Consider the following 12,913-nt stretch of genomic DNA (forward strand, 5'->3'; position numbering starts at 1 on the left):
CGGAGTGAGCGTTCACCCCTTTACCAGCCTTTCCCTGGCTGCCAGCGGGTGGATAGCGGTGGTGGGACTCAATTCCCCCTGGTTCTCCGCCGCGTGTGTTCTGGTTTCCTGGGTCTATGCGGGGGTGTGCGCGGCGCAGCCAAAAAACCTCATGAGCCGGGTGGTGCGTGTGCCGCTATGGAGCGTGGCCCTCAGTGCGCCGGTGGCGGCCTCCATGATTCTCATTCACGCACCGCACGGGCGGCAGCGCTTGGCACCGTTGCTCACCAGCGATGGTCTCCTGGTGGCCCTGGAACTGACGCTGCGGTTCATGGCCTTGGTAACGGTGGTGGTGGCCGCGACCGCCACCTTTAAGGTCGCGGATTTGGCCAAGGCGCTACAGATGGCGGGGGTACCGGCTTCCCTGGGATACGTGGTGGGGGCCACCTTGCAGTTGGCCCCGGAGGCGCGCTCCGCGATACGTCGCATTAAGGAAGCCAACGCGCTGGCGGGGCGCTCCACGCGGGGATCGGCGGTGTTTCCCAGGGTGGTCGTGCCGCTGATGACCACGCTGATGGTGCGGGCCGCGCATAGTTCTGCCACCTTGGAGACGCTGGGTTTGGGGCGCACTGGGCCGCGAACAGTGCTGAGCCCGGTGCCGGATTCTCCGGGGCAGCGCGTGCTGCGCTGGGCCGTACCGTGCGTATCCGTGGCCGTGGTAGTGGGGGGTTACGCGCTATGAGGAGGGCACGGGCTATTGAGCAGATCCGGGAGCGGTATCTGTTGCCGGGAACGATCACGCAGGTGGTGGGGGAATCTGGCAGTGGTTTGAGCACGCTGGCGCGCGAGGTCACGGCCGCCCACGGCGCGGCGGTGATGGTGGCGCAGGACGCCGAGGGCGCGCTGAGCGGCTTGCGTGAAACGGTCCGCGAGGAGGTGGCCTTTGGCCTGGAGCAGCGGGGAATACCCCGCGAGCGCATGAAGAGCGCGGTGGCGGAGGTAATAGAGAGCCTGGAATTGGGCGATCTGGCGCATGCGCACCCCGCCGCGCTTTCCGGCGGGCAGACCCGCAGGTTGGCGCTGGCCACGATGGCGGTGCTCCTTTCCTTCGATACCGCAGCGCTGGTGGGCGATGATCCCCTGGCCGGATTGGACGCGGAATCGCGCCGGGCGGTGGTGAGTTTGTGCCGGGATCTGACGCGGTGCGGCCGGGCCGTGCTGCTGGTGGGCTACGAGGCGGCACCGGAACTGCCGGGCCCGGTGCTGTGGTGGGACGGTGAGGAACTGCACGACGAGGTGTCTCAACCACGGTTTTTCCCTCCCGAACCCGTGGCGCCGCGCCCGCAACGCGAGTATTTCCACGGGGTGTGGGTGCGGCGGGGAGCGGGCTTCCGCAGTGGCCCCCACGATCTCAGCGTGGCGCGCGGCGGGGTGACCTGGGTGCGTGGCCCCAATGGGGCGGGCAAGACCTCCTTGCTGCGGGCCCTCGCCGGGCTCGACGGGGCACAACCCAGCGTTGGGGTGGCCCTGGCCTTGCAGCGCAGCCGCGATCAGGTATTGGACACCCAGGCGGCGCGCATGGTGGGGGACCCCGAGGTGTGTCGGCGCTGGGGGATCGATCCGCAGGCGCACCCCCTGGACCTGTGCGCCAGCGATCTGCGCTGCGCACAGGTACTGGCGGCGGCGGAGTTGGGCCGCCCGGTGCTGGCCCTGGACGAGCCTGACGTGGGGTGTGATCCCTCCGGGAGGCATCGCCTGCACCGCATCGTGGCCGAGCGCCTTGAGGTGGGTACGGCGGTGGTGATGACCTGCCATGACCGCGCCTTCATGGAGCAGGTGGCGCGATATGCCACGGTGGAAACCCATGATCTTCTCAGGCCGCAGAGGCCGATGAGGCCTCGGTAAACAGGGAAGGTGGGGTGTCGAGGGGAAGGAAACGCCCGTCTACGCACCAGCGATAGGTGGGCGTGGCTTCCCCCAGGAACTCGTGGACGGCCGTGATCGCCCCCTCGGGGAGCAGCGCGCGCACCCAGGCCTCCGCGACGGCGGGGCGAACCGGCTGGCCGTCGGCCCGGCTAAAGCGCAGGCTGATGAGGTAGGCGGCCTCGTGATGAGGATTGAAGCCGCGAATCCGGGCGCGGGCGCGAGGCCCCATGCGGTGACGGCTGAGCGCCACGTTGAGTTCGCCGCCGGTGAGGGGATCGGGCAGGCGGTGTACGGGAGGCCGCCATAGCGCCCGGCCGGAGTGCGTGCGCGCGAGGCACCGGGGGTGCCGCAGGATGGCGGCCAGGCGGCCTAGAAGATCGCCGTGATGATCCCGCAGATAGCGTGAAAGCATGGCGCTGAGATCGGGGTGGGCAAGGGGCGTGATGGTACCGATTTTCTTCATGTGCTGAACCATAGGGGAGAGGTGGGACGGGAGACGGACGCTGTGTGAACGTATGTTCTAATAATACCGCGCGGCGGGGAAGAGGTCTAGGGTAGAAGCGCTATGGCCAAAAACATCACCATGATCCCCAGGGAAATCTGGGTGCTCGTCAGCGCCGCCTTTCTCATTGCCCTGGGGTACGGGCTTATCGCCCCGATCATTCCGCAGTACGCCCAGACCTTTGACGTGGGCATGGCGGCCGCCAGCGCGGTGGTTTCCATCTTTGCCTTCTTCCGTCTGGTCTTTGCCCCGGCTTCCGGCAGGCTTATCGACGCCCTGGGCTCCCGCGCCGTCTATATCACCGGCCTGGTGCTGGTGGCCCTGACCACGGCGGCGCTTGCCCTGGCCCAGGAATACTGGCAGATCCTGGCCCTACGCGGCCTGGCCGGGGTTGGCTCCACGATGTTTACCGTCTCGGCCATGAGCCTCATCGTGGCCCTCGCCCCGCCGCAGATTCGGGGTCGGTGTTCCTCGGCCTATGCCTCGGCCTTTCTCTTAGGCAGCATCATCGGTCCGCTCGTGGGTGCGGCCTTAGCCCCGCTCGGATTACGTGTACCTTTTGTGCTGTATGGGGCCACGCTGCTGGTGGCCGCCGCCGTGGTGTGGCGGCGCATGCCTGGGGGCGTCGATAAGCCCAAGAGTGAGGGCATGGCCACCTTGGAGTTTAGGGAGGCCTTCCGCGATTCCGCGTATCGCTCCGCGCTGGTGAGCGCCTTTGCACACGGGTGGTCTAATTTTGGGGTGCGGGTGGCCACGCTGCCGCTCTTTACCGCCGCCGTGTTCGCGGAATCGGCTGCGGCGGCGGGGTTCGCGCTCACCGCCTTTGCCGTGGGCAACGCCGCCTGCCTGCAATTCTCCGGGCGCTGGGCGGACTCGGTGGGCCGCAAACCCATGATCGTGGCGGGCCTGGCGATCAACGGCATCTTCACCGCCGCCGTGGGGCTGGCGGATAGCCTGGTGCTGCTGCTGGCGGCGTCGGTTCTGGCGGGTGCCGGGGCCGGAATCCTCAGTCCTGCGCAGCAGGCCGTGGTGGCGGACGTGGTGGGCAGTGAGCGGTCCGGCGGGCGCGTGCTGGCGAACTTCCAGATGGCGATGGATTCCGGTGCGATTCTCGGGCCTCTGGTGGTGGGCGCGGTGGCGCAGGCGTGGGGGTTTGGCTGGGGCTTTGGCCTGTGCGGCGCGCTGACGCTGGCTGCGGCGGTGGCCTGGCTGTGGGGTAGGGAGACGCTGCCGGACTAGGAGTTTATGCCTTTACCTGCGCAATGCAGGCAAAACCCCGCAGGTGGCGTATTCTGGGGCGACAATGAGCATTACCGATAACGCCACCGGCGGCGTGAGCGAGCCGGATAACGTGACAGCGTCGGAATCTCAGGAACTATCGCAGGGTGGGGAACAAGACACCAGGGACGCGATGACTTCTGAGGCTACCGACTCCGCAGCAGCGGACAACGACCAGCCCACATTCGATAACCTTGGTCTCCCGGATAACGTGCTAAAGGCCGTGTCCAAGGTGGGTTTTGAGAACCCTTCCCCCATCCAGGCGCAAACCATTCCCCTCCTGATGGAGGGCAATGACGTGGTGGGCCTCGCCCAGACGGGTACCGGAAAGACGGCGGCCTTTGCGCTGCCGATCCTCTCCCGGATTACCGTCTCCGAGCGCTCCCCCCAGGCCCTCATTCTGGCCCCCACCCGCGAACTCGCGTTGCAGGTGGCGGACTCCTTCCAGTCCTTTGCGGATCACCTGGGCAACATTCACGTGCTGCCCATCTACGGTGGCCAGGCCTACGGGATCCAGCTTTCCGGCCTGCGCCGAGGCGCGCAGATCATCGTGGGTACCCCCGGCCGCGTGATCGACCACCTGGAAAAGGGCTCGCTGGATATCTCCTCCCTGCGCTTCCTCGTGCTCGATGAGGCCGATGAGATGCTGAACATGGGCTTCCAGGAGGACGTGGAGCGGATTCTGGAGGACACCCCGGAGGATAAGCAGGTGGCGCTCTTCTCCGCCACCATGCCCTCGGGTATTCGCCGCATCTCCAAGCAGTACCTCAGCGATCCGCGCGAGGTCACGGTGAAGTCCAAGACCCGCACCAACACCAACATCACGCAGCGCTGGCTGCACGTGGCACACCGCAATAAGCTCGATGCCCTCACCCGGATTCTTGAGGTGACGGAGTTCGAGGCCATGATCGTCTTTGTTCGCACCAAGAACGAGACGGAGGAGGTGGCGGAAAAGCTCCGCGCTCGTGGTTTCTCCGCCGCCGCGATCAACGGCGACATCGCCCAGGCGCAGCGCGAGCGCACCGTGGATCAGCTCAAGGACGGCCGTCTGGACATACTGGTGGCCACCGACGTCGCCGCGCGCGGCCTCGACGTGGAGCGCATTAGCCACGTGCTCAACTTCGATATTCCGAACGACACGGAATCCTACGTGCACCGCATTGGCCGCACGGGCCGTGCTGGGCGCTCCGGCGAGGCGATCCTCTTTGTTACCCCCCGCGAGCGCCGCATGCTGCGCTCCATCGAGCGTGCCACCAACGCGCCGCTCACGGAGATGGATCTGCCCACCGTGGACGAGGTGAACGAGTCCCGCAAGGCCAAGTTCGCGGACTCGATCACGCAGTCCCTGGAGGATTCCCAGCTGGATATTTTCCGGGCCTTGGTCAAGAGCTACTCCGAGCAGAATGACACCCCGCTGGAGGACATCGCCGCAGCCCTGGCCACCCAGGCGCAGGCGGGCGATGAGTTCCTGATGAAGGAGCAGCCCAAGGAATCGCGGCGTGATCGCCGCGACCGCTTCGACCGCGAGGATCGCGGCGGCCGGGGCGGCCACCGGGATCGCCGGGATCGCTTTGACCGGGATGGTCGCGGGGATCGCGGCGACCGGGGCGGGCGCTCCCGCTTTGAGGCGGAGCCGGGCAAGAAGATGTACCGCCTGGCCGTGGGCAAGCGCCAGCACGTGCGCCCCGGCGCCATCGTGGGTGCTCTGGCCAACGAGGGCGGCCTGAACTCCAGGGACTTTGGCCGGATCTCCATCTTTGGCGATCACACCCTGGTGGAGTTGCCGCAGGATCTGCCGCGCGAGGTCTTTGATCGCTTGTCCGATACCCGCATTTCCGGCCAGCTCATCAACATTGAGCCGGATACCGGGCGTCCCCCGCGCGATCGCGGTGGATACGACCGTGGTGGATACCGTGGGGATCGCGGCGAGCGAGGTGACCGCGGCGACCGGGGCGGCAGGCGCGACTTTAAGCGCCGCGGCGATCACCGTGGCGACCGGGGTGATCGCGGAGATCGTGGTGACCGCTACGGCGATCGCGGCGAGCGCCGGAACCACCGCGGCAGGGATCGGTACTAAATCCCTCCGCGCGTTCCGCACCGAGATAAAGCCCGATATAAAAAGGAGGCCGGGCCGCACTAATTCCACCTGGAATGTGCGGCCCGGCCTTTGCCGTGCTTTTGGCTCATCCCTCGCTCGGAGGCGCGGGGGACAATTGCGCGGGGGAATAACCGTGAGGGAAATAATCCCCCTGCGTTTTAGAGGAACAGTTCTAGAGGAACATCAGAATCAGGATGATCACCCAGAGCAGGGAGAAGATCCCGCCGAACATGGAGAGCTGGCCCTTGGCCTTTTCCCAGTTGGCGATGTGCGCACCGCCCTCGGGAACCTCATCGGCCTCCAGCAGACCCAGGGCGGCCATCATCTTCTTCTGGCGCGGAATGATGAGGAAGAACAGCAGCGCCCAGGCGATCAGCGCGAGGAGCAGGGCGCCGTGGAAGATGCCGTTCTTCCAGTACGTGCCGGGATCGGTGAACATGACCGCCACGCCCAGCAGCGGTACCAGCAGGGAGAGCACGCCGTAGGAGGAGGTAATGCGGTGCATGAGGCTGGCCATGCCGGCGGCCTGGGGGTCATTGTTCTTGGCCTTGACCGCGTGAACCTGGAAAGAGGAGACGGCCACGGTGACGGGGCCGAGGAAGAGTGCTGCGGTGAGCACGTGCAAGATAAGGAGTACGGTGTACAAAAACATCACGCCTTTCGGGGGTACAGTGCACTCCTTAGCCTAACGACAGCATGGGAAGTTCCCTAAACCGGCATTGAGCCTTCATCTCCGCGATGTCGCCTTGAGGTAAGGGGAGGTGGTAGGCGGCGGCTACTTGGGCCAGTCTGCGTGAATACCAGCATCGGGAGGGACGGTGGGAGGGCAGCCAGCGAGAGGGGAGTTGATCCGATTTCTCCCGATTTTCCTTTCTGGATACGGCCACGAGGTTGAGGGTATCGTTGGCAAAGCGTTGGCGTTGCGCCGGGGTCCAGGAGTGCGCGCCCAGGTCCCACGCGGCGGCAAGCGGGTAGAGATGATCGACGTCGATGCCGGCGGGGTCGAGAGGAGTGCCCGAATAGGGATCGGGCCCGGCGGAGACGATCCGGCACTGCCGCACCGAGTGTTCCCCGAATTGGGTCTGGGCGATGGCCTCGCGGGTACTGCACGCCCCGGAGGTGGCCCAGCCGGAGCCGAAGGCGGAGCGCCGGTAGCCCAGGACGGTCACACGCTGCGCCACGGGGCGAACCTGGGCGAGGCTGTCCCGCAGCGGAGGGCCGGGGGCCACGCCGGTGGGGGTGGAGTGGGGTGGCCACGCCAGGGCGAGGGTGACCATAAAGAGAATAAGACCAAAGAGAAAGCGCGGTGGGGGCATGCTTGCTTAGACTGCTCCCACCGCGTTCATGGTTCCTAAGAGCGGTTCCCAGGGGAGGTTCCTGGGTGAGGGCCCGGCGGAGGTTCTTCAGAGAAGGTCACCTTTAAGCGCGCGGCGCGGTGGCTTGCTGGAACTCCGCCACGGTGGTCTTATCCGGGGCGGCCGTGGCCCGGGAGACCAACCAGATGGCGGTGGCGGAGAGCAGGAAGCCGGGGATTAACTCGTAGAGGTGATCCGAGAGCGGGGACATGCCCCACGCGAAGGACACCACCGCGCCGGTGATCATGCCGGCGAGCGCGCCGGGGGTATTGAGGCGGGGCCAGTAGAGGGCAAAGAGCATGAGGGGGCCAAAGGCGGAGCCGAAGCCGGCCCAGGCGAAGCCCACCAGGCCCAGAATGGAATCGCTGGGGTTGATGGCCCACAGCGCGGCGAAGATGGAGACGCCCACCACGGCGGTGCGGGAGAGGTTGATGAGCAGGTGCTCATCGGGCTTTTTCTTGGCAAAGATCCGGTAGAGATCCTCGATGAGGGAGGAGGAGACCACCAGCAGCTGGGAACTCATGGTGGACATGATGGCGGCGAGCACGGCGGTGAGCACCAGGCCGGCGATGAGCGGGTGGAAGAGGATCCGGCCCATGTCCAGGAAGATCGTTTCAAAGTTCACCTGGTCGGTGACCGAAATATCGGGGTTCTGGGCAAAGAACACGGTGCCCACCACCGCGGCGGAGACCGCTCCAGTAATGCATAGCGTCATCCAGGCGATGCCAATCCGACGGCTGCTCTTGGCCTCCTCGGAGGAGCGCAGCGCCATGTAGCGCACCACGATGTGCGGCTGGCCGAAGTATCCCAGGCCCCAGGCCAGGTTGCCGATGATCGCGGCGGCGGAGGCCCCGCCGAGGAGGTTGAAGAAGTCCGGGTTGCCGGTGCCGTCGGTGTAGGGGCCGTAATCGTTGTGGGAGGCCCAGGTGAAGATGTCCCAGGGGTCGTCGAGGGCGATGAGCGCCATCGCGGGGACGATCAGCAGGGCGGTGAACATGATGAGGCCCTGGACGACGTCGGTAAGCGAGACGGCGAGGAAGCCGCCGATGAAGGTGTAGCCCACGGTGACCGCCGCGATGATGAACATTCCGGTGAGGTAATCGCCGCCGAAGGTCGCCTCGAAGTAGCGGCCCCCCGAGACCATGCCGGAGGAGACGTAGAAGGTGAAAAAGACGATGATGATGGTGGCGGAGACGATGCGCAGCGCGCGGGAGCGATCGTGCAGGCGGTTTTCAAAGAAGCTGGGCAGGGTGATGGAGTTATTGGCCACCTCGGAGTAGGAGCGCAGGCGCGGGGCCACGAAGGTCCAGGAGGCGTAACTGCCGATGAGCAGTCCGATGGCGATCCAGAGCTCGGAGAGCCCGGAGACGAAGAGCGCGCCGGGCAGGCCCATGAGGAGCCAGCCGGACATATCCGAGGCTCCGGCGGAGAGCGCCGCCACGAAGGGGTTGAGCGAGCGGTCTGCGAGGACGTAGTCGTCATACTTATCGGTGCGGCGGTAACTCCAATAGCCGATGGCGAGCATGGCGAGCATGTAGATGATGATCGCCAGCACAAACCATGTAGTCTCAGTCACGAGTGTGCTCCTTGGTGAGGCTGCAAACAAAGATGGCTGTAGATTGTAGAACACTGTGCGCTCGGGGTACCCCCGTCGAGGGAAACGCACGGCAGATTCCCCGCTAATCCCCACCCTGATTTTCCGATTTTTACAGGGTGTTTATACAAGAAAAGCGGGTGGGGCGGGGGTGATGGTAGGTTGGCCCCTATGGCCGATTTCCTCCTGCATGGACTATGGGTGCAGAAGTCTGGGCTGCACCTATGGATTGAGCAGGTGGAGGGGCACCGCATTGTGCTGCCCGATCAGGTGCCGGACGGCACCTTTCCCCCGAGCGTGACCGCGATCCTGGAGCGCAGTAGTTTTCGGCATCGCCTGCGCGCCACCCTGCGTACCCCCAAGGGGCGCGAGGTTTCCCTAGTGATTCCCACCTCCGCATGTACCCCCGAGCAGGCGGTGCAGGTGCTGGCCAGCATGGTTTTTCTGGATGAGCAAAGCCCCGCCGCCACCCGCGCCCAGCGCGAGGCCATCGCCCCCGATCTGCGCTGGCTCATTCGCATGTACGCGGGCCTGCGCCGGTTTGTACAGGCGGGGCGGCTGACCCTCAAACTCGCCTACGTGGACGATCAGTGGTGGCCGCAGTGGCAACTCTCCCAGGGCCTGGGCGAGCGCGGGTGGATCGCGGAGATGATGGCGGCCGCGCCGGGCATCTTGAGCCTGAACAACCGCAACCTCGATGAGGACATCACCGAGGTGCTGCCGCACTGGATCGCCTCGGCGGAGTTGGCGGATCTGCGCGATACCCCGCGCCCCCACCCCTGGCATGACTTTTCCACGGCGCTCCTGCACAATCAGCCGCTGCGCCGGGGCGGGGTGGGCCTGCTCAATCGCCTGCGGGAATGGAAGGAATCCATCGCGGCGGTGGATCTCCAACTGGTGATCATCGTGGAGCAACCCCCCAGCGGGGATAGCGAGGTCACAGCAGACCCCGAGGCGGCGGTGTGGCCGGTGCGCTTTCAGGTGCGCTCCGGGGTGGAAAGCCCCATTCCGCTGCGGGAAAACCGCCTTGATCGGGGCAGCGTCATGCAGTTGGATCAGGCGCGCCAGCGCGCGCGCAAGATCTCCACGCTGCTGGGGGGCGTGGCGCGGGAGGACGCGCCGGAGGGCTTATCGACGCCCCCCGCACCTCCGCAACAATCCTCGCTGCGGGACGCTGCGCTGGGAGGGGCGTCGATAAGCGAATCCCCGCTACCGGCGTACACCGGGCCGCTGAGCCGCGTGGACAGTGCCGGGGACTGGGACGTGTACCTGACCACCGGACAGATCGTGCACTTCATCGCCCACGATGTTCCCCTGCTCAAACGCGCCGGTTTTACCGTCATGCTGCCCAAGGCCTGGGCGTCCTATGACACCAAGGCCACGTTGGTGACCTCGGAGGGGGAGGGTGCCACCCAGCGGCACATCGGCATGGACAAGGTGGTGGACTATAACTGGAAACTCTCCGTGGGCGACACGGAACTTACCGATGCAGAGATGGCGGAACTAGTGCGTTCCAAGTCCGGGCTGATCCGCCTGCGCGGGGAGTGGGTGCTGGCGGATACGTCCTCCCTGTCCAAGATCACGGCCTACATGGAGGAACTGGCGCAGAACTCCCGCAAGCGCAGCAAGGCCCGCCTGGAGGAGGCCGCCATGCGGGCCGAGTTGGCTCGGGTGAATAACGAGCCCGGCTGGGAGAGCCTGGCGGCCGAGGCGGAGCGCCTGCGCGAGGAGTTCAACCGGGACCAGGAACACCGGGGCCAGGTTTCCGTGGCGGAACTGCGCCAGATTGCTCTGGAGGCGATGTCCGCAGAATCTGCGGCGCCGGTGGAGTTCACCGGCTCCACCTGGTATTCCTCGCTGCTGGGCGGCACGGATACCCCCGCCCCGGAGTGGGTGGAGATACCGGAGACGGTGCAGGCGGAGTTGCGCGAGTACCAGCGCCGCGGCGTGGACTGGTTGTACTGGATGTCCCGCAACGACCTCGGCGCTGTTTTGGCCGATGACATGGGCCTGGGCAAGACTCTCCAATTGCTCACCCTGCTGGCGGTGGAGCACCATCGCGGGGAAAATACTGGGCCGACGCTGGTGGTGGCGCCCACCTCCGTGGTGGGAAACTGGGCGCGGGAGGCGCGCCGCTTCGTGCCCCACCTGCGGGTTTTGGTGCACCACGGGAATACCCGCCTGCGCGGCGAGCGATTCCAGCGGGAGGTGGCCCGCACGGACCTGGTGATCAGCAGCTACGGCGTGCTCAACCGCGACCACGCCCAGTGCGCCGAGGTGCAGTGGGATCACGTGGTGCTCGATGAGGCGCAGCACATCAAGAACTCCGCCACGCGCTCGTCCAAGGCGGCGCGCTCTCTCCCCGCGCGGCAGCGCATAGCGCTCACGGGTACCCCGGTGGAAAACCGGCTTTCGGAAATGCGCTCCATCTTGGACTTTGTGAATCCCGGCGTGCTCGGCTCGGCCTCGTTCTTCCGCAACCACTTTGCCAAGGCCATCGAGAGGGAGCAGGACGAGCAGATGACGGAGCGGCTGCGCCTGCTCACCGCGCCCTTCATCATGCGCAGGCTCAAGACGGACCCCAATATCATCGACGATCTCCCGGAGAAGTCCGAGCAGGTACGCACCGTGACCATGACCTCCGAGCAGGCGGCGCTGTACACCGCCTACGTGGAGGACATGAAGCGCAAACTCATCGAGGTGGAGGGGATCGCGCGCCGGGGCCTGGTGCTGGCCTCCCTGACCCGGATCAAGCAGATCTGTAATCACCCCGCGCATTTCTTAGGCGATGGTTCCGGGGTGACGCTGCGCGGAGCGCACCGCTCCGGCAAGGTGGCGGAGCTGGTGGAGCTCCTCGATGAGAGCCTTACGGCTGGGAACCGCGTGCTGATTTTTACCCAGTACCGCGCCTTTGGCGAGATCTTGCAGCCCTACCTCTCCGAGCGGCTGGGGGAGCGGATCGACTTCCTCCACGGCGGCATCTCTCAGGCCGCGCGCGATCGCATGGTGGAGCGCTTCCAGGACCCGCAGGGCCCGCCCGCCATGCTGCTTTCGCTCAAGGCCGGCGGCACGGGCCTGAACCTCACGGGGGCCTCCGTGGTGGTGCACATGGATCGCTGGTGGAACCCCGCGGTGGAAAACCAGGCCACGGATAGGGCGTTCCGCATCGGACAGAACAAGAACGTGCAGGTGTACAAGATGATCACGGCGGGCACAATGGAGGAGTCCATTCAGGACATCCTCGATGGCAAGACCCACCTGGCCGGGGCCGTGGTGGGCGAGGGTGAGGGTTGGATTACCGAACTTTCCCCGGAGGATTTGGCGCACCTGATGAGTTATCGTGGACGGGAAGCATCGCAGTAGCGCCCACAGATCACAGGGGGTAGAACGTGCCCACGAGGCCCCGCCAGGACAACGTCATTTACGCCAACTTTGGCGCGCGTTCCGCTGCGACGAAGAACCCCACCCACGAGGTGCGCAGGAGCACCACGTATCCCCCCGCCGCGCAGTGGCTTATCGACGCCCTGGCTCCCGTGGATTCCCAGCGCTATCAGCGCGGCCGGGACTACGCGCGCACGGGGCACGTGCTCTCCCTGGAACTAGAGCACGGCAGGATTGCCGCGCAGGTGGCGGGCAGCCACAACGAGCCGTTTTCCGTGGTGATCTCCCTGCCGTGGCGCGGCCCCGACGACCTCACGGCGGTGCCCCGGGCGCTGGCCGCCACCAGCGGGAGCCTGGATCGCGCGCGCAACGGGCAGCTCGATCCCGTGGTGTTAGAGGCGCTGGTGGGCGAGGGGATCACGTTCCGCTGTGATTGCCCCGATCACAGCGAGATCTGCAAGCACGCCGTGGCGGTGGCGGAGGTGGCCGCGCAGCGCATAGCGGAGCGCCCCACCATGCTCTTTGAACTCCGGGGCCTGGACATGGGCTCCGTGGAGCGGCAGATGATCGAGCAGGCCCGGCAGGTGGGGGAGGAATCCGCCCGGGCCACCGATGATCGTTTTTGGCAGGGGGCGGCCTTACCGGAGCTTCCCAACCCCTCCGCGTCCCCGGCCCTGGAGGATTCCGATCTCAACCTGCTGCACAAGGCCATGCGCACGGTCTCTTATACCGCCGTGGAACAATTACGCGCGGTGGCCGATATAGAAGATATGTATGACTACCTTCTACGGAGATAAGGG

Annotated in this window: 10 protein-coding genes; 6 read left to right on the forward strand and 4 right to left on the reverse strand. The window is 66.0% G+C overall.

Annotated features, from left to right (window positions below):
* The first annotated feature begins 4 nt into the window (after positions 1-4).
* On the forward strand, positions 5-721 hold the full coding sequence (locus tag OLW90_RS04460; RefSeq protein ID WP_319651555.1) for an energy-coupling factor transporter transmembrane component T: 717 nt from the start codon (positions 5-7) through the stop codon (positions 719-721).
* Entirely contained in the window at positions 718-1,884 is a 1,167-nt protein-coding gene (locus tag OLW90_RS04465) for an ATP-binding cassette domain-containing protein (protein WP_319651556.1), read from the forward strand. Before OLW90_RS04460 ends, OLW90_RS04465 begins: the two co-directional genes overlap by 4 nt.
* Here OLW90_RS04465 and OLW90_RS04470 read toward each other — a convergent pair.
* Positions 1,853-2,368, reverse strand: a complete 516-nt coding sequence (locus OLW90_RS04470) for a hypothetical protein (protein ID WP_319651557.1) — start codon at positions 2,366-2,368, stop codon at positions 1,853-1,855. The genes OLW90_RS04465 and OLW90_RS04470 overlap by 32 nt on opposite strands.
* Positions 2,369-2,470: 102 nt before the next feature.
* On the opposite strand from OLW90_RS04470, the gene OLW90_RS04475 reads away from it, so the two are divergent.
* Positions 2,471-3,646, forward strand: a complete 1,176-nt coding sequence (locus OLW90_RS04475) for an MFS transporter (RefSeq protein WP_319651558.1) — start codon at positions 2,471-2,473, stop codon at positions 3,644-3,646.
* Positions 3,647-3,710: 64 nt separating this feature from the next.
* Positions 3,711-5,762 (forward strand): DEAD/DEAH box helicase, encoded by a 2,052-nt coding sequence (locus OLW90_RS04480; protein WP_319651559.1) that lies wholly within the window; start codon positions 3,711-3,713, stop codon positions 5,760-5,762.
* A gap of 193 nt (positions 5,763-5,955) precedes the next feature.
* On the opposite strand, the gene OLW90_RS04485 is transcribed toward OLW90_RS04480, so the two are convergent.
* From OLW90_RS04485 to putP, 3 genes are all read right to left on the reverse strand, one after another.
* On the reverse strand, positions 5,956-6,435 hold the full coding sequence (locus tag OLW90_RS04485) for a DUF2269 domain-containing protein (RefSeq protein WP_413464488.1): 480 nt from the start codon (positions 6,433-6,435) through the stop codon (positions 5,956-5,958).
* Positions 6,436-6,463: 28 nt separating this feature from the next.
* Positions 6,464-7,099, reverse strand: a complete 636-nt coding sequence (locus OLW90_RS04490) for an HNH endonuclease family protein (protein WP_319651561.1) — start codon at positions 7,097-7,099, stop codon at positions 6,464-6,466.
* Positions 7,100-7,202: 103 nt separating this feature from the next.
* Positions 7,203-8,714, reverse strand: coding sequence for a sodium/proline symporter PutP (gene putP, locus OLW90_RS04495; protein ID WP_319651562.1), 1,512 nt, complete (start codon positions 8,712-8,714; stop codon positions 7,203-7,205).
* A gap of 189 nt (positions 8,715-8,903) precedes the next feature.
* Between putP and OLW90_RS04500 the strand changes: the two genes are divergently transcribed.
* Positions 8,904-12,095, forward strand: coding sequence for a DEAD/DEAH box helicase (locus OLW90_RS04500; RefSeq protein ID WP_319651563.1), 3,192 nt, complete (start codon positions 8,904-8,906; stop codon positions 12,093-12,095).
* Positions 12,096-12,121: 26 nt separating this feature from the next.
* Positions 12,122-12,910, forward strand: coding sequence for a hypothetical protein (locus OLW90_RS04505; RefSeq protein ID WP_319651564.1), 789 nt, complete (start codon positions 12,122-12,124; stop codon positions 12,908-12,910).
* Positions 12,911-12,913: the final 3 nt, after the last annotated feature.

Source organism: Corynebacterium sp. 21KM1197 (assembly GCF_033783015.1).
Lineage (GTDB): Bacteria > Actinomycetota > Actinomycetes > Mycobacteriales > Mycobacteriaceae > Corynebacterium.

Bases quoted from the DNA above. Each gene is read 5' to 3' on its own strand.
- OLW90_RS04500 (WP_319651563.1), top strand. From the start codon at position 8,904: ATGGCCGATTTCCTCCTGCATGGACTATGGGTGCAGAAGTCTGGGCTG.
- OLW90_RS04470 (WP_319651557.1), bottom strand. From the start codon at position 2,368: ATGAAGAAAATCGGTACCATCACGCCCCTTGCCCACCCCGATCTCAGC.
- OLW90_RS04485 (WP_413464488.1), bottom strand. From the start codon at position 6,435: ATGTTTTTGTACACCGTACTCCTTATCTTGCACGTGCTCACCGCAGCA.
- OLW90_RS04490 (WP_319651561.1), bottom strand. From the start codon at position 7,099: ATGCCCCCACCGCGCTTTCTCTTTGGTCTTATTCTCTTTATGGTCACC.
- OLW90_RS04475 (WP_319651558.1), top strand. From the start codon at position 2,471: ATGGCCAAAAACATCACCATGATCCCCAGGGAAATCTGGGTGCTCGTC.
- OLW90_RS04465 (WP_319651556.1), top strand. From the start codon at position 718: ATGAGGAGGGCACGGGCTATTGAGCAGATCCGGGAGCGGTATCTGTTG.
- OLW90_RS04480 (WP_319651559.1), top strand. From the start codon at position 3,711: ATGAGCATTACCGATAACGCCACCGGCGGCGTGAGCGAGCCGGATAAC.